The organism is Ralstonia chuxiongensis, from assembly GCF_024158925.1.
Lineage (GTDB): Bacteria > Pseudomonadota > Gammaproteobacteria > Burkholderiales > Burkholderiaceae > Ralstonia > Ralstonia chuxiongensis.
In genome coordinates this window covers 56,869-72,903 of the sequence record NZ_JAMYWC010000007.1, presented here as the reverse complement: position 1 = coordinate 72,903, position 16,035 = coordinate 56,869, and the positions used below count along the sequence as shown (strand labels likewise).

16 protein-coding genes are annotated in these 16,035 nt (G+C 58.2%); 10 read left to right on the top strand and 6 right to left on the bottom strand.

What is annotated here, in order from left to right:
* Window positions 1-282 precede the first annotated feature (282 nt).
* The 6 genes from NKG59_RS21540 to NKG59_RS21515 all read left to right on the top strand — a co-directional run bounded on the left by NKG59_RS21540 (window position 283) and on the right by NKG59_RS21515 (window position 7,345).
* On the top strand, window positions 283-1,257 hold the full coding sequence (locus tag NKG59_RS21540) for an enoyl-CoA hydratase/isomerase family protein (protein ID WP_253541189.1): 975 nt from the start codon (window positions 283-285) through the stop codon (window positions 1,255-1,257).
* Window positions 1,254-2,186: an alpha/beta hydrolase gene (locus tag NKG59_RS21535; RefSeq protein WP_253541186.1), complete on the top strand. Its 933-nt coding sequence runs from the start codon at window positions 1,254-1,256 to the stop codon at window positions 2,184-2,186. The genes NKG59_RS21540 and NKG59_RS21535 overlap by 4 nt, the downstream gene beginning before the upstream one ends.
* A 38-nt stretch (window positions 2,187-2,224) precedes the next feature.
* Window positions 2,225-3,706: a class I adenylate-forming enzyme family protein gene (locus tag NKG59_RS21530; protein ID WP_253541183.1), complete on the top strand. Its 1,482-nt coding sequence runs from the start codon at window positions 2,225-2,227 to the stop codon at window positions 3,704-3,706.
* Between the two features lie 177 nt (window positions 3,707-3,883).
* On the top strand, window positions 3,884-4,732 hold the full coding sequence (locus NKG59_RS21525) for an SDR family oxidoreductase (protein WP_253541180.1): 849 nt from the start codon (window positions 3,884-3,886) through the stop codon (window positions 4,730-4,732).
* 165 nt (window positions 4,733-4,897) lie between these two features.
* Window positions 4,898-6,505 (top strand): GMC oxidoreductase, encoded by a 1,608-nt coding sequence (locus tag NKG59_RS21520; protein ID WP_253541177.1) that lies wholly within the window; start codon window positions 4,898-4,900, stop codon window positions 6,503-6,505.
* Between the two features lie 111 nt (window positions 6,506-6,616).
* On the top strand, window positions 6,617-7,345 hold the full coding sequence (locus tag NKG59_RS21515) for an OmpW/AlkL family protein (RefSeq protein ID WP_253541174.1): 729 nt from the start codon (window positions 6,617-6,619) through the stop codon (window positions 7,343-7,345).
* Between the two features lie 131 nt (window positions 7,346-7,476).
* Here NKG59_RS21515 and NKG59_RS21510 read toward each other — a convergent pair whose 3' ends face one another.
* Window positions 7,477-8,028, bottom strand: coding sequence for a PaaI family thioesterase (locus NKG59_RS21510; RefSeq protein ID WP_253541787.1), 552 nt, complete (start codon window positions 8,026-8,028; stop codon window positions 7,477-7,479).
* A 32-nt stretch (window positions 8,029-8,060) separates the two neighbouring features.
* Window positions 8,061-8,663, bottom strand: coding sequence for a TetR/AcrR family transcriptional regulator (locus NKG59_RS21505; protein WP_253541171.1), 603 nt, complete (start codon window positions 8,661-8,663; stop codon window positions 8,061-8,063).
* 126 nt (window positions 8,664-8,789) lie between these two features.
* Between NKG59_RS21505 and NKG59_RS21500 the strand changes: the two genes are divergently transcribed.
* The 4 genes from NKG59_RS21500 to NKG59_RS21485 all read left to right on the top strand — a co-directional run bounded on the left by NKG59_RS21500 (window position 8,790) and on the right by NKG59_RS21485 (window position 12,832).
* Window positions 8,790-9,872, top strand: coding sequence for an alkene reductase (locus NKG59_RS21500; protein ID WP_253541168.1), 1,083 nt, complete (start codon window positions 8,790-8,792; stop codon window positions 9,870-9,872).
* A gap of 53 nt (window positions 9,873-9,925) precedes the next feature.
* Window positions 9,926-10,714: an SDR family NAD(P)-dependent oxidoreductase gene (locus tag NKG59_RS21495; RefSeq protein WP_253541165.1), complete on the top strand. Its 789-nt coding sequence runs from the start codon at window positions 9,926-9,928 to the stop codon at window positions 10,712-10,714.
* Between the two features lie 215 nt (window positions 10,715-10,929).
* Window positions 10,930-11,916, top strand: coding sequence for an acrylyl-CoA reductase (NADPH) (acuI, locus tag NKG59_RS21490; protein WP_253541785.1), 987 nt, complete (start codon window positions 10,930-10,932; stop codon window positions 11,914-11,916).
* A gap of 22 nt (window positions 11,917-11,938) precedes the next feature.
* Entirely contained in the window at window positions 11,939-12,832 is an 894-nt protein-coding gene (locus NKG59_RS21485) for an alpha/beta fold hydrolase (protein WP_420804045.1), read from the top strand.
* A 426-nt stretch (window positions 12,833-13,258) separates the two neighbouring features.
* Here the strand turns inward: NKG59_RS21485 and NKG59_RS21480 are convergent, their stop codons facing one another.
* The 4 genes from NKG59_RS21480 to NKG59_RS21465 form a co-directional block, all read right to left on the bottom strand.
* Window positions 13,259-13,453 (bottom strand): hypothetical protein, encoded by a 195-nt coding sequence (locus tag NKG59_RS21480; protein ID WP_253541162.1) that lies wholly within the window; start codon window positions 13,451-13,453, stop codon window positions 13,259-13,261.
* Window positions 13,454-13,538: 85 nt separating this feature from the next.
* Window positions 13,539-13,904: a helicase gene (locus NKG59_RS21475; RefSeq protein WP_253541159.1), complete on the bottom strand. Its 366-nt coding sequence runs from the start codon at window positions 13,902-13,904 to the stop codon at window positions 13,539-13,541.
* 62 nt (window positions 13,905-13,966) lie between these two features.
* On the bottom strand, window positions 13,967-14,812 hold the full coding sequence (locus tag NKG59_RS21470) for an alpha/beta fold hydrolase (protein WP_253541156.1): 846 nt from the start codon (window positions 14,810-14,812) through the stop codon (window positions 13,967-13,969).
* 139 nt (window positions 14,813-14,951) lie between these two features.
* Window positions 14,952-15,917 (bottom strand): alpha/beta fold hydrolase, encoded by a 966-nt coding sequence (locus tag NKG59_RS21465; RefSeq protein ID WP_253541153.1) that lies wholly within the window; start codon window positions 15,915-15,917, stop codon window positions 14,952-14,954.
* Window positions 15,918-16,035 lie beyond the last annotated feature (118 nt).

Sequence of the window (16,035 nt, the reverse complement as noted above, 5' to 3'; positions counted from 1 at the left end):
CATTATGATACCAAATAACGATGTTATGCTAGCGGCCTTTGAAAATGACATCCCTTCGAAGGATTGCAGTTAGGCGTTGCCCTGACACGTTGTCTGGCGCGATGGAATCACTTCAAGAGAGTGGTCCCATCTTTCCGCTCGCGCCCGCCGTCATAGCAGTCGTTGCGCCCCGCTTCTACCCGTGCACTTGACGCGCCGTGCGAAACGCGGTCGACGACAGCGGGGGCAAGAAACCACCAATGGAAAGCGCACCCGCTCTCCATGCTTCGGAGGAGACAGGACATGAAAAAGACACCCGCGATGCCCGGGCACCTCAGTGTGGAGACCCGCGGCGCTGTACTCATCGTGCGGCTCGAAGGAGGCTCACTCGGGCTGATGGGCCTGAACATGGCCAATGAGCTATCCACGTTGCTAGACAAGGTGGAATCAGACACCAGCGTCAAGGCAGTCGTGATGACCGGAACCCATCCCGGGCGATTCATCGGTCATGCCGATGTTCGTTGGCTGCAAGAAGGTGGAAAGAGCATCCCTGCGGTGGGCCGCGGCCTGGCGTCAGCGATCGCTCGGACTTCCGCCGCGGTGCGTCGTGTGCCACCACTGGCGGCAGTTGCGTCCGCCACGCCACTGGAGGGGGGGATGCAACTCGACAAGCTGCACGACACGTTCTTGCGAATGAACCGCAGCGGCATCATTTTCGTGGCAGCACTCAATGGTTCCGCGCTGGGACTCGGAAGCGAGTTTGCACAAGCCTGCGACGTTCGCCTGATGGCGGATGGAGACTTTTTCATCGGCCAACCGGAAGTGCTTCTGGGTATCAATCCAGGAGGGGGTGGTACGCAACGATTGACGCGCCTAGTCGGCGCCCATCGGGCGCTCATGATGATGCTTGAAGGCCGCCCCGTATCGCCGAAGAAGGCGCTCGAAATTGGCCTGATCGACGAAGTCGTCCCACCGGACTCGTTGCTCGATCGGGCCGTTGAGGTGGCTAGATACATGAGTTCTCGACCGAGGGACGCTATTGGAGCCATCAAGCGGGCGGTGTATCTCGGAGGTTCGATGTCCCTTGAAGAGGGGCTACACGTAGAGCGTACAGAGTTCATCACTATCTCACCTTCTGAGGCAGCGCAGTCTCTGATGGTCGAGTACCTCGAGCGCACTGACCGTGACGGAGACCTCCCGCTCTATGACCCGGCTGTTTACAAAGAAGCGCTCGCGAACGGTCGTTTCCCGTTGCCGGCCGGTGGATCTGAAACGTGAGCAAGACGAACATGTCACCAGTCTCCTACACATTCGCTCGCCGAGACGTTCGCTTTGTGTCCGGTGAAACCTATTGTTCGGCATGGCTTTACCTGCCGGTGGGCGTTGAAAATCCGCCCGTTGTGGTTCTTGGGCACGGACTTGGCGCAGTCCGCGAGATGCGTCTTGACGCCTTCTCGGAACGCTTTGCTGCCGCAGGAATTGCAACACTGGCATTCACCTACCGATACTTCGGCGACAGCGGCGGCACCCCCCGCCAACTGATGTCCGTGAGTCGTCAACTTGCAGACTGGGAGGCCGCGCTGAGCTTTGCCAAAGCATGCCCTGAGGTCGACGGCAGGCGCATCGCAGTATGGGGAAGTTCCTTTGGCGGCGGTCATGCGATCACTGTGGCCAGCCGGCATCCAGAGTTACGGGCGGTCATCAGCCAATGTCCGTTTACTGATGGCTTGGCCTCCGCTTCAGCGCTAGGACTAGCGGGGACGCTGCAAGTTACCCCGGCCATCCTGCGCGATTTCGCGGCCAAGCTACTGGGGCGGCCGCCAGTGATGGTGCCAATCGCTGCAGCACCTGGTCACCCAGCTTTGATGAACGCTCATGATGCCTTGCCGGGCTATTTGGCCTTGATGCCAAAGGGCATGGCGTTCGTCAATCACGTGGCCGCGCGCGTGCTCCCGGAGATTGTCACGTACCGGCCCGGACGTTCGGCTGCCAAAGTGGAGCCTCCGATCCTGTTTTGCGTGAGTACCACCGATACGGTGACGCCCCCAAGCCAGACCATCGCCCTGGCGCGCCGCGCACCGCGCGGCGAGATCAAGCTCTATGACGCCGGACACTTCGATTTCTACATGGGGGAGGCCTTCGAGCAGTTGGTGTCCGATCAGACTCAGTTCCTAACAAAGCACCTGCTTGGATCGGCGAACGCCTGATCCGACCGCTCACCTGCGCACACTTCCAGCAAGCAATCATGCATTTCTCCAGTCTTCCCGATTTGCGTGCTGCATCAGCACCCGATTCCCCATGCATTGCCGATGCCACTACCACCTTGTCAAACAGCGCGTTCCATTCCAGGGTTCTCTCAGCAGCGAGGAAATTCGCGGATCTGGGCGTCCAGATGGGAGACGTCGTCGCCGTCATGCTGCCCAATCAGGTGGAGTTTGTGGTGGCAATGTTCGCTGCTTGGCGCCTGGGTGCAGCAGTCACGCCAGTCAAGCCTAGCCTCACCACCAAGGAAGCAACCCATCAGATTGAGGACTCCGGGGCGAAGCTGGTCGTCAACGCGACTGGCGAAATCGTGGTTCGGGGCGTCCAGTCACTGCCGGACTTCCACCTGCGGGACGGCAAACCGCTCGACGAGGCGCCATGCACGGAGCCCGGGGCGCTTGCTCTGCTGATCTACACCAGCGGCACCACCGGCTTGCCGAAAGGCGTCATGCTCGATCACGCCAACATCGAAGCGATGTCCGAGATGGGGAGGAGCTCGCTCAAAGTTACGGCAGCGGACCACTGCCTGCTTGTGTTGCCACTGTTTCACGTCAACGCCATCCTGGTCAGCACGCTTTTACCACTCTCGGTAGGCGGACGCGTCACGCTTCGCGAGCGTTTTGACATCGAAACGTTCTTTGACGACATCGAGCAACTGCAGCCGACCTACTTTTCCGCGGTACCGACGATCTACGCCTTGCTCAATGCACTTCCCGCGCAAATTCAACCTGATACGTCTAGCCTGCGCTACGGCATCTGCGGCGCCGCGCCAGCATCAGCGGAATTGCTGAGAAACTTTGAAGCTCGCTATCGCTTTCCGCTGATCGAAGGCTATGGATTATCCGAGGGCACCTGCGGATCCACCATCAACCCTGTTGATGGTCTTCGCAAGGCCGGCACCGTCGGCCTGCCTTTCGTCGGGCAACGCATTGCAATCGCCGACCCGAGCGGTATGCATTTGCCACAGGGCGAAACCGGCGAGGTGTTGATCCAAGGAGCCAATGTCATGCGTGGTTACCTGGGAAAGCCAGAGGAGACCGCAAAGACAATTATTGACGGCTGGCTGCATACCGGCGACATCGGGCGTATTGACCGAGATGGCTATCTTTCCATCGTCGGGCGCCTGAAGGAAATGATCATTCGGGGTGGCGAGAACATCTATCCAAAGGAAATTGAAGACGTGCTCTCCGAGTTTCCTGGAGTATTGGAAACAGCCGTCATCGGCGCACCCCACGAGACCCTCGGCGAAATCGTCATCGCTTACGTCGCATTTCGCCCCGGATTCACCGGCACGTCGGCCGCATTGGATGAACACTGCGTCGCCCGGTTGACAAGGTACAAGCGGCCCGTGGCGATCAACATCATCGATAGCCTGCCAAAAAACGCGATGGGCAAGATCGATAAACCGAATCTGCGGGATCAATGGAGGGGGCAGGCGTTGAAGAACGTTACTGCTCATGCCTAGGCCCTCCCGGCGTCCACACACACCCCAAAAGAACGGGCCGGTCTAGAGAAGTTTGTCCCTAGGCTGCGTAACCGCCCCTTGATCGAGCAGTCCGGCAAGAGCCCGCCCTGAGCAAGTCTACGGATGCCCAGTTGCCGTGCCAGATACGGACTCCGACACGCAGAGGAGACTGTCAGAATGAATGCGCACGCCAGTACTGCACAGAACACGCGAACAGAGCAAACATCAGCCGGCGTTCGTTTAACGGGACCGAGGCCCGCGATCTTCGTGACAGGCGCTGCTTCCGGAATCGGCCGGGCCTGTGCGGAGTTGTTTGCGCGACGAGGATGGTTCGTCGGCCTCTATGACATCAACGCGGACGGCGTTGCCTCAATTGCTGCCGCCCTAGGTGAGCACAACGCCATCTCCGGTGCGCTCGACGTGAGCGATCCCAACGCGTGGAAACAAGCGTTGGCTGCATTCTGGGTACACAGTGGCGAGCGACTTGATGTGCTGCTCAACAACGCTGGGATTCTCTCATCGGGGCGGTTCGAGGAGGTTCCGCTGGAAAAGCACCACGCGATGCTCAGCGTGAATGTGCATGGAATGATCACTGGTTGCCACTCTGCATTTCCGTACTTGCGGGGCACGCCTCTTTCGCGCGTCATCAACATCGCCTCTGCGACCGCCATCTATGGCCAGCCCGAGCTTGCGACCTACTCGGGGACCAAGTTCGCTGTACGCGGGTTCACTGAGGGGCTCGATCTTGAGTGGAGCGAGTTCGGTATTCGCGTGAGCGATGTTTGGCCGAGCTTCGTGAAGACTCCAATGTCTGATGATTTCGGCCACATTCCCAGCGCGAAGTCATTGGGTATTCGACTGACGCCGATCGATGTCGCGTCCACCGTGTGGGCCTGTGCAACGACAAAGAGATTCCTCCACAAGACGCACTGGACTGTCGGTTTGCAAGCAAGCGTGCTGTCGCTCGCCACGCGCCTGGCGCCATCTGTACTCACCCGATGGGTTGTCCGACGCATTGCACTATGACGCGCTGTGTTTGGAGTTCCGTGGCCGGTCAATTTGCCGGCTGGATCCACGCGTGATTCTGAAGCAAAAGCGTGAGCTTCGATTGCGTTATCTCGCGCATGCACTGTGTCGCAAGCGGTGGCGCCGGCCATCGCTAGGCCGCGACGGAAGGTAGAGGATTTCATTGTGACAAGTACGAATTTCGACTTCGACTGGCTGGTGATTGGCTCCGGTTTCGGCGGTAGCGTCTCGGCGCTGCGGCTTGCAGAAAAAGGCTATCGCGTAGGCGTACTCGAGCGCGGCCGGCGTTATCGCGATGAAGATCTGCCTAAGTCTGCGTGGCAGCTCAGCAAGTACATCTGGGCGCCAGCACTGGGCTTGAGGGGCATCATGCGTATGTCGTTGTTTCGCCATGTCTTCTTTCCAAGCCAGGCGGGCGTCGGCGGTGGCAGCACAGTCTACGGTGGCGTGCTTTACCGCGCCAAACCGGAGTTCTTCGAGAATGAACAATGGCACACGCTTGGTCGCTGGAGCGAACTGCTGCAACCGCACTACGACACGGCCGAATACATGCTCGGCGTCGAGACGGTGCCCTTCGATTCGCCCAACCAACAACTGGCCCGAGAGATGGCGCGCCACTTCGGCGTTGAAGACACTTTGTCCCGTGCGTCTTGTGGGGTGTTCTTCGGCGAGGCGGGCAAGACCGTCAAAGACCCCTACTTTGGCGGCGAAGGCCCGGACCGCACGGGGTGCACAAGGTGCGGCGCCTGCATGGTGGGGTGCCGCGTAGGTGCCGTGAATTCGCTGCAGAAGAACTACCTATGGTTTGCCGAGAAGCGTGGCACAAGAGTCCTGGCCGAACGTGAGGTCGTTGACGTGGCCCCAATTGGCGCCGGCGACGGTAGTGATGGCTATCGAGTGATCACGGAGCGTCCTGGGGCCTGGTTCTCCCGTGACCGGCAAACGCATACCGCACAGGGCGTTGTGTTTGCAGGTGGGGCGCTCGGCACGAATGAGTTGCTGGCCAACTGCAAGCACGGTGGGTCACTGCCAAGAATCAGTGATCGCCTAGGACAACTGGTTCGCACTAACAGCGAATCAATCCTGACCGTGCGCCTGCCCGAGGACCTCAAAACGTGGAACGATGTCACGGCGAGTATCAGCGTCCACATCGACCACGACACCCACATCGAGTTCCTCACTTACGGCCGCAACGCCGACCTCCTTAGCCTCCTCTACACGCTGTTGGTCGGGAATGGCAATCGACTAACGCGGCCGCTCAAATGGCTGGGCAACATCGTGCTGCACCCGGTGAGGTGGCTGAGGACTCTGTGGCCGGTCGGCTGGAGCCGACGCATGGTGATGCTGTTGGTAATGCAGGCGCTGGACAACGCAATCACGCTGCGTCCGAAGAAGCGTTGGCTAGGCGATGGCTATCGACTAGTCACTGAGCAGAACCGTGACAGGCCCAACCCAACGTATATCGATGGCGGCAATCAGGCAGCCGAATGGCTGGCCAAACGGACAGGCGGCATAGCACAAAGCAACGTGCTGGAGGCCCTTGGGAACATTCCGACTACTGCTCACGTGCTCGGTGGCGCTGTCATCGGCTCCGACGCAGCGCGCGGCGTAGTCGACAGGAATCTGCACGTCTTCGGCTACCGGAATCTATTGGTGTGCGACGGCGCCGCGATGCCAGCAAATCCTGGCGTCAATCCGGCGCTCACTATCACAGCGCTCGCCGAGTACGCGATGGCGCAAATTCCCGCCGCGAGTACAGCTCAATCGCATTGACCCATTGCCGTCAAACCAACGTGATGCAAACGCTACTGAAGAGGCAGAGGCAGGAGGCTCCGCTCATCGAAATATGTATCAACCATAACCGTAAAAAACGGAGGAGATAGGATGTTGCAGAAGCGAGTGTTTGCCGGTGCAGCCGCACTGGTGATGAGTGCTGTGGCCCACGCGCAAAGCGCGGGAGATTTCGTCGTGAACGTCGGCTGGTTTCACTTCGCGCCACAAGATTCCAGCCAACCCCTTACGGTCAATGCCCTCGGCTCAAGCGTAACCGCAGTTGGTACCGGCGCATCGATCGCCGATACCGACACGGTGGGGCTGACCGCCACATATTTCGTTACCGACCACATTGCCGCCGCCGCTGCACTTGGTGTGCCCCCGAGATTCAGGCTGACCGGCACGGGATCTCTTAGTGCGCTCGGCCAAGTTGGCTCAGCGTATGAGTGGAGTCCGGCACTACTCTTGAAGTACTACTTCAACGATGCCAAGAGCAACATTCGTCCGTATCTTGGTGCGGGCGTGTCTTACGTCTGGTTCAGTGGTGTAAAGCTGGAATCGGCTGCTGCCAGCGGGGCCTTTCTTTACTCGCCTGCATTCGGGAATGCACTGGAAGGGCCCACAACCGCGAAGTTGAGCAGTTCGTTCGCCCCGGTGGTCAATGCCGGGCTCACCTACAACATCAACGACCACTGGTCGGTTGATTTTTCGGTCTCATATATGTGGCTTTCGACTCGGGCAACGTTGACCACGCAATCGGCGCTGGGGCCCGTGACCAGCACAACGAAGCTCAAGATCAATCCTCTGATCTCGCTGCTGTCCGTCGGATATAAGTTCTGACGGCAGCTACCTGGTATAGGGCCGGCGCAATGCCGGCCCAAGCTCCGACATCGTCTTCACACGTCACACTGTCTTTGCTCGCTAGCGAGCGAAGCGCTTTCAGCGCAATGTTGCGACGATGTCGGGCATGCTCATGGAGCGCTCCTTGTCGCGGAAGCAGGGTAGCTGAGGATCAGGCAGGTAGTGGTTGCATGGGCGTACAGCTTGCCGTCTGGCCCGACGATGCGTCCCTCAGCAGTGGCGACCTGGCGGCCTACATGGATCACCTTCCCCTCAGCACGCACAAGCGGCACATCGCTGCTGAGTGCCCGGACCATGTTCACCTTGAGTTCGAGCGTGGTGTACCCCTTGCCCGCCGGCAACATGGTGTGAATCGCACATCCAACGGCCGAGTCGAGGAGGGTCGCGAACCAGCCGCCGTGCACAGTACCTAGCGGGTTGTAGTGTCGACGTTGTGGCCGCCCTTGGAACACTGCCACACCGTGCTCCATGCGGATCGGAATGAAGTCGAGCGTTTCGCCCATCGGCGGCGGTGGAAGCTCGCCAGCGAAGATTGCCTCGAAGATTTCCATGCCAGATCGTCCGGCGACCTGCTCCTGAGGGGCTGCATCGGCTTCTCTCAACCGGGCACGTATTGCTGCCTCGTCTGCGTTCCAACGCTCGATAGTCTGATCGACGCTCATTGGCAGTACCTCATCCTGAATCTGCTTGGTGATCATCGGGAAGTGCGCGCGCGCGTTCCGGTTGCAGAAGATGGACTCAGCAGCGCGAGGATCGTGTCGCGGCACACTGATAGGATCTCATCTGCCAGCGGCGAATCGTCCGGACAGGCACGCGACATGACAAGGGCGCCGACGGCGTGCGCCAGTATGTCGAGAGACCGGGCTCTTGCCCTGCCCGCTTCAACACTGTCCACCTTGCACCCAACATTCAGTGCAGCGAGCTGCTTCTCGATACCGGCCGCAAAGGCCGTTCGGACGGATTCTGGTTGACGTGCGGCATCCCCGCCCAGCGCGGCCAGCGTGCAACCGGTCGAGCGGCTGTCGCGGTGATCGCGAGAGAGATACAGCCGTACGAATTCCGACATATTCACGCCGGTGGTCATTTCGGCTGTCTTTGCGATGCCGCAGGCGGCCGACTCTGCCATCAGGTCCGCCTTCGAGCGAAATTGTTTGTAAAAGCCGCCGTGAGTAAAGCCAGCGGCAGCCATCAAATCGGCAACGCCAACCCCGTCGTAGCCGCGCTCCCGAAACAGATTGGATGCCGTCTCAACAACGCGCGCGCGGTTGGCCTGCGCCTGTGCTTTGGTGACCTTCATGCTTTGTCTGCGTGTCTGCCTAATGTCCCAACTATACATTGATGTCAATCATCATCAAAGTGTTGACACGTTAGATTATGATGATCATCATAAAAGCCCCCCTTCATTTAGAGAGACCACACCAACATGATCGAAAAGTCGCTTTTCGAACCCTACGTCCTGGGTAATTTGAAGCTCGCCAATCGCATCGTCATGGCGCCCTTGACCCGTAACCGTGCGGGTGCGGGTCTCGTGCCCAGCGAATTGGCTCCGACCTACTACGGCCAGCGCGCCTCCGCTGGCTTGATCATTACCGAAGCCACTCAGGTGTCGGCCCAAGCCCAGGGCTATCAGGACACACCGGGCCTGTACACGCCCGAACAAATTGCCGGCTGGCGCAAGGTAACGGAAGCCGTGCACGCCAAAGGCGGCCTCATCTTCGTCCAGCTTTGGCACGTGGGCCGCGTCTCACATGTCGACGTCCAGCCCGGGGGTGCGGCACCTGTCGCGCCGTCAGCGATCCGCGCTGAGACCAAAACCTTCGTCAATAACGGATTTGTGGACGTGTCTGAGCCACGGGCCCTGCAACTCGACGAACTGCCGGGCATCGTGAACGATTTTCGCCAAGCCGCAGCCAACGCCATCGCTGCGGGCTTCGACGGCGTCGAGATCCACGCCGCTAATGGTTATCTGCTGGAGCAATTCATCAAAGACGGGGCAAACCAGCGCGCTGACGCCTATGGTGGCTCGATTGAAAACCGCGCTCGCTTGGCGCTCGAAGTTGTCGCCGCAGTTGTGAAAGAAATCAGCGCCGAGCGCACTGGGGTGCGTATTTCCCCTGTTTCGCCCGCGAACGGCATCTCTAGCAGTGACCCGCAGACACAGTACGAATACATCGTCTCGCAACTCAGCGCGCTAGGAGTCGTCTACTTGCACGTCGTCGAAGGCGCGACTGGTGGTCCGCGTGATATCGCCCCTTTCGACTATGACGCGTTACGCCGCCAGTTCAAGCAGACCTATCTGGCCAACAACGGGTATGACCTCGAATCTGCCACCGCACAACTGAACGATGGCAAGGCTGACCTGTTCGCCTTTGGCCGTCCGTTTATCAGCAACCCCGATCTCGTCGAACGCCTGAAGACCGGCTCACCGCTTACACAGATCAACCCGGCCACGCTTTACGGTGGTGGCGCTGCAGGCTACATCGACTACCCGACCATCTCGGGCTAAAGCACGCCAGTGCCTGCGCCTTGCCATAACGACCTTTAAAAAGGGGAGTACCTATGACCAGCCTTCCTACTGTCCTTATCACCGGCGCCTCCAGCGGCATCGGTGCCACCTACGCGAAGCGCTTCGCCCGCCGTGGCCACGACCTCGTGTTGGTTGCGCGCGACAAATCGCGCCTGGATGCCCTGGCTGCGCGGCTGCGCGAAGAAAGCAATGTGGCCGTCGAAGTCCTGCAGGCTGACCTCACACACTCCGCCGACCTGTCAGCGCTCGAAACTCGCCTGCGCGATGACTCGCGCATCGGCGTCTTGATCAATAACGCCGGCATGGCCCAGTCGGGCAGCTTCGTCCAGCAGACCGCTGAAGGTATCGACCGCCTGATCACACTCAACACCACGGCACCGACTCGGCTCGCAGGCGCGGTTGCCGCGCGCTTCGCACAGTCCGGTGCGGGTGCGATCGTCAACATTGGGTCGGTGGTAGGTTTCGCCCCTGAGTTCGGCATGTCCATCTACGGCGCCACCAAAGCCTTCGTGCTATTCCTGTCGCAAGGCTTGAACTTGGAATTGTCGCCCAAGGGCGTCTACGTCCAAGCGGTGCTTCCCGCATCGACCCGCACCGAGATCTGGGAGCGCGCCGGCATTGACGTCAATAGCCTCCCCGAGGTGATGGAGGTCGACGAGTTGGTGGATGCGGCACTGGTAGGTTTCGACCGCCGCGAGCTGGTCACGATCCCGCCGCTGCATGTTGCGGAGCGCTGGGATACCTTAGACGGTGCGCGCCAAGGACTAATGTCGGACATTCGACAAGCGCACGCGGCCGAGCGCTATCTGCCACGCGCCTGAGACTCACCCCGTCGTTCTCGAAACTCACGCCGTGCGTTATTCGCCAAGCACTACAAGTTACAGCGTTGCGCTATGGGTGACGCTTGTTTCACGGGTTGGGGCGGTGGTGGCGCAGAGCATCTCACCCTTGCGGCGGATCGAGCAGCCATTGGCTCATTTTTGGCCTATCCGCATGGGATCGACAAATGAACCCAATGCCCAAAGGGGCCATGACCATGACTTTCAAGGCGCTTCTCGCAGCCAAAACGGGCGATGCAATCTCCACCCCCTTGGTCGACTTCGACGAAGCCGACATGATGCCGGGCGACGTCACTATCGCGATTGAATATTCGGCGGTGAATTATAAGGACGCGATGGCGATCACTGGTCGCGCACCAGTGATTCGCCAGTTCCCATTGATTCCGGGCATCGACTTTTCGGGCATCGTCGAGGCATCGTCGGACGCAAGGTTCGCGGTGGGCGACCGCGTTGTCGCCAACGGCTGGGGTCTGAGTCAAACACACCATGGAGGTTTCGCGCAGAAGGCGCGCGTAAGCGGCGACTGGCTGATCAAACTGCCTGATGTGTTTTCAACGCACGATGCCATGGCCATCGGCACCGCCGGATACACCGCAATGCTGTCTGTGCTCGCACTGGAGCACGCCGGACTGACGCCTGACAAAGGGGATGTGCTCGTGACTGGGGCAGGTGGTGGAGCTGGGTCCATCGCAATCGCTTTGCTGTCCAAGCTCGGCTATAAGGTAGTGGCCTCCACTGGGCGCCTAGAGGAGGCCAAGTACCTACGGGAGTTAGGTGCCGCAGAAATCATCGATCGCCGCACGCTGTCGGAACCGGGCGCACCGATCGCCAAGGAACGCTGGGCCGGCGCGATCGACTCCGTGGGAAGCCACACACTGGCCAATGTGTTGGCCCAAACGCGCTACCGCGGCGCCGTGGCGGCCTTCGGGCTCGCGCAGGGCGCAGACTTGCCCGCTTCTGTGCTGCCTTTCATCCTGCGCAACGTAACCCTAGCAGGCATCGACTCTGTCAATACACCGCGGAACGTCAGGCTGCAGGCATGGGATCGCCTTGCCACCGATCTGGATCTGGTCAAGCTTGCACACGCCACACAGGTGATCGGCTTGACCGAAGTACCTGGCATCGCCAACTTAGTACTTCGAGGCCAGGTGCGAGGTCGCACCGTTGTCAATGTCAACGCATGAAAACCGAAACGCAAAGGAGGCAATGGTGACCAGGTTCAATCCAGAAACCCAATCGGCAATGCCTTATGCCGAAGCACCGAACAAGATGGTCAGGACAGAAAGAGGAGCCTTCGCTTACCGCGAACTAGGCCCTCGGGGCGGAATCCCCCTGATCCTACTCAATCATTGGGGTGCAGTGCTAGACAACTTCGACCCTCGTATCGTCGACGGCTTGGCCCGCAAGCACCACGTCATTGCCATTGACTACAGAGGGATTGGTTTATCTGGCGGCATCGCACCTGTGACCGTGGAAGAAATGGCCCGCGATACCGTCGCACTGATCCGCACCATGGGTTTCGATCAGGTCGATCTGCTCGGCTTTTCGCTCGGCGGCTTCGTGGCGCAGGACGTAGCTATAAAAGCGCCAACTCTGGTGCGCAAACTCATCCTCACGGGAACGGGTCCCGCGGGCGGTCAGAACATCGATCGTGTGGGGGCCATCTCTTGGCCACTGATACTCAAGGGCCTGCTGACGCTGCGTGATCCCAAGACTTATCTATTCTTTACCTCCACGGCCAATGGCCGGCAGGCAGCAAAGGCGTTCTTGGGGCGACTGAAGGAACGCAAGAACGATCGCGACAAGGGACCGACACCTCGCGCATTCCTCCGTCAACTCAAAGCGATCAAGGCCTGGGGCCAGCAAATGCCGCAGAACCTTACCAGCCTGCGGATGCCTGTCTTGATCGCCAATGGAGACAACGACATCATGGTCCCGACGGCGCTAAGCCACGACATGGCTCGCCGCATTCCCAATGCGCAACTCATCATCTATCCAGACGCGGGGCACGGAGGCATCTTTCAGCACTACGCAGACTTCGTACCCAAGGCATTGGAATTCCTGTCGCACGCTGAGAGCGGCGCAGCAGAGAACAATTAGCGCCGGCAATCCAATGGCTTCGAGCTGCCTCGAGACGACCAGCGAGCCGTCTCTTCTTAACCGTTCCTCAGGGGAACGGACTCCTCATCGCCAGCTTCCTAATCGCGGGAAATAGGTAGGAGCCGGTCAACGCCGTGCAACATGTGATGTTGAGGGTCGCCGAGGGGCGCTTTGGCAATCTTCCGAAAGGCTTGGCGGAAATTGAGGGCAGGCGGACACCAGCTCAGGCCAAGTTGGCGGAGATGCGCGAGTTCGCCGTGATTACCAGTCTGGCGAAGCCCTTGTCGACGCCAGTCTGCACTCGGCAGAGCCGGGGCAATTCACGCGCCAAACCGAATGATGAAAATCTGGAGCAAGACTGCCTCCGGAGATTCAAAGACGATTGCCGTCAATAAAAGAAGCCCCCGGGCGATCGTCTGAGCCCCACTAACGTCCTTCGCTTTGATCAGTTGGCACCCAGCCTTCCATCACCCATTCATGGATGGCCATCAACACCCCAAGATCGAGCTCCTTTGAATCTACTGCGCCGAAACGCCGGATCCACATTTCAACGGCTTCTGTTTGTTTCGTCGAATACTTCAACTCGATATATTCAGATTTATTAAGCAAAATATCCTCCAAGGCTTGTTGGCATCAAAATTTGGTGACCGAGAGGGCCTAAAACCAAAGCACGCGGAATCGCCTTTGTCAGGCGCCAAATTTTTCTTTATTCCGACTTCAAATAGTCAGCCAGCATTTGGAACCACATTACTTCAATAAAATCACCGCTGACGACGAGGTCCTTCTTCCCCAGCGCAGAGAGGAATGCCTCTTTTCCGTTCTTCGCCGAAAGAACAGAGAACCCACTTTTTCCATCTCTAAATGTCAATGTAAATTTTGGATTTTTCGCCAGCCCAGAAGTCGACGTTATTTCCCCATTTTTCACCATGAAATAACGCCCTACCCCTTGCACCGTGCGAATTTGGAATATCAAATCCTTCCCCTTTACATGACTCACACAATCCGGATTACTTTTTGCCGCTCGTTGCAATAGCTTTGCGAGAACAAACAGGACGATTTTGAATCTGAACATGATCTTATCTAAAATTCTTTATCAGAAAATTTAAGTCGTTGAAATCGATAAGACAATCAATTTTACTCATTAAGAAATTGGGTAGCGTGCTTCAAGAAGCGCGACGGATACTGAAACTGAGCCGCGTGACCTGCGTCTGGATAGATGAACAATTGGGCATTCGGAATGTTCTGCGCCATGTGCCACGAGTTAATTGTCGGAACCATAATGTCATTCACGCCGTTAAGAATGAACGTTGGCTGCTTGATCTCCCGCAAATGTGCAAAAGGATCTTTGGGATCGAGCTTCGGCAAGTAATACATGTTTGCTTCCATCTGAGCTTGCATGACTTCCGGGGAACTGGGCGGATCTTGATCTACGCGCTCATGCCTGCGTTTCCAGAAGTCAAGCCCGGCTTGTTTCGCCGCTTCCGACCGACCGAAGAATAGGAACAAGAAGTCCTCCACGGTGGGCACCGGACGCGGCCCCGCATCCATCACACCTGGGTCCATATCAGGATTGCCACCACGTGGCCCTGTACCAAGAAGCATCAGCTTTCGCACAAGGCTGGGATGGCGTCGCGTCAGATCTTGAGCCTGAAATCCACCCAGTGAGAATCCTAAGACGTCAACTTTGCGAAGACCAAGCGCACGTATAACAGCGGCCGCATCATCTGCCATATCCTCAATTCTGGTGCGTGGCTTTCCAGAAGAGGAAGCTATGCCGCGGCCGTTGTATAAGATCACTTCGCGCCCCGCGGCCAAGCCGTCCGTCATGAGTGGATCCCAATGATCCATTCCACCACGGAAGTGTTGGAGGAAGAACAATGGCGGCTCACCGGTCGTACTGTTACCCCAACGGCGGTAGGCAAATCTGTTTCCATCGACTTCCACGTAATGCGTCGGAGCAGTGAGGTGGGTATGAGTCATGTCGGTCTTCCTGTATAAATAGGAAAGAATCGCACTGGATGAGGAAATCAGGCGACAAAGCCAATTTTAAAAGTAAATTGATCAACTTATTTTCGGGTGCTGTAATGATTTACGGGCAAGAATGCAGTTGAGCTTCAGGTTATCGAGCGAGGAATTCCAGCGCCTTAGGAACAAAATCCGTGTAGTACTGAAAGATCCCACCATGGCCAGCATCGGGATAGATGATGAGGCTGCTATTAGGCAGACGTCGCGCTAGGTCTTCTGAGTTCTTAGTCGGAACCATGCGATCGTTATCGCCGTTAACGATCAGCACCGGATTTTTGACAACTGACAGATCCGCTGGCTCCTTCAATCCCCAGACGCGCAGCGCTTCCAACTGTGTCAAGAACGCAGATGTAGCGATCTCCTTGTCGCGGTTTTCCGAGCGTTCCTTCAACCGCTCCAGGAATGCCTTGCCGGCCTCAATACCGTTTGGTGTGCGGGTGAAGAACAAATACTGCTTTGGATCTTGGCGGGTGAGAGCACCACGAAGAATGTCGTAGAACGTTACGCCGGAAACCGTGCTGATACCCTCGCCACCAGCGGGCCCCGTGCCGGCGAGAATCATCTTGCGGACGAGTTGCGGCTCCTTGAGCACGATTTCTTGCGCAATCATTCCGCCCATCGAAAAGCCCAACAGATCGACCTGTTTGAACCCCATCGCTTTGATAAAAGCGATTGCATCATCTGCCATCGCCTCAATTGAACTCGGCGCTGAGCCGCTGGACGCACCGATGCCTCGATTGTCGAACGTGACAATATGATGTTCCGCCGCGAAACCATCCACGACGCGCGGGTCCCAGTTGTCGAGTACGGCCGCCAGGTGGGTAAGGAACACCACCGGCGTGCCGCCATGGTTTTTACCAAGCTCGCGGTATGCGAAGTCGACTCCGTCAACCTTGATGGTTTGCGTTGGCACATTCTTCCAGGTGACCGCTTGTTCTTGCTCCGATGGCGAGGTCATCTTCGGACCGTCCAGCGGAGTGTCGGCTGCGGCTCCTGTCGTTGAAATGAGCGTTGCTGCCAAGGCGAATCCGAGCAGGCTTGTCTTCAGTAGGTGATACATGGCTTCGATTCAGGTTAGATAATTGTCAAGGAGTGATTGGTGGCCTCCGCCACTCCGGACAAGAAAATTCGGCACTTGCGATTCAGTTCCTGCTTGTGTCCGCGCTGCGTGGCCGGCA

Coding starts and splice junctions, on each gene's coding strand:
- NKG59_RS21540 (WP_253541189.1), top strand. CDS start 283: ATGAAAAAGACACCCGCGATGCCCGGGCACCTCAGTGTGGAGACCCGC.
- NKG59_RS21530 (WP_253541183.1), top strand. CDS start 2,225: ATGCATTTCTCCAGTCTTCCCGATTTGCGTGCTGCATCAGCACCCGAT.
- NKG59_RS21525 (WP_253541180.1), top strand. CDS start 3,884: ATGAATGCGCACGCCAGTACTGCACAGAACACGCGAACAGAGCAAACA.
- NKG59_RS21515 (WP_253541174.1), top strand. CDS start 6,617: ATGTTGCAGAAGCGAGTGTTTGCCGGTGCAGCCGCACTGGTGATGAGT.
- NKG59_RS21510 (WP_253541787.1), bottom strand. CDS start 8,028: ATGAGCGTCGATCAGACTATCGAGCGTTGGAACGCAGACGAGGCAGCA.
- NKG59_RS21505 (WP_253541171.1), bottom strand. CDS start 8,663: ATGAAGGTCACCAAAGCACAGGCGCAGGCCAACCGCGCGCGCGTTGTT.
- NKG59_RS21500 (WP_253541168.1), top strand. CDS start 8,790: ATGATCGAAAAGTCGCTTTTCGAACCCTACGTCCTGGGTAATTTGAAG.
- NKG59_RS21495 (WP_253541165.1), top strand. CDS start 9,926: ATGACCAGCCTTCCTACTGTCCTTATCACCGGCGCCTCCAGCGGCATC.
- acuI (WP_253541785.1), top strand. CDS start 10,930: ATGACTTTCAAGGCGCTTCTCGCAGCCAAAACGGGCGATGCAATCTCC.
- NKG59_RS21485 (WP_420804045.1), top strand. CDS start 11,939: ATGGTGACCAGGTTCAATCCAGAAACCCAATCGGCAATGCCTTATGCC.
- NKG59_RS21475 (WP_253541159.1), bottom strand. CDS start 13,904: ATGTTCAGATTCAAAATCGTCCTGTTTGTTCTCGCAAAGCTATTGCAA.
- NKG59_RS21470 (WP_253541156.1), bottom strand. CDS start 14,812: ATGACTCATACCCACCTCACTGCTCCGACGCATTACGTGGAAGTCGAT.
- NKG59_RS21465 (WP_253541153.1), bottom strand. CDS start 15,917: ATGTATCACCTACTGAAGACAAGCCTGCTCGGATTCGCCTTGGCAGCA.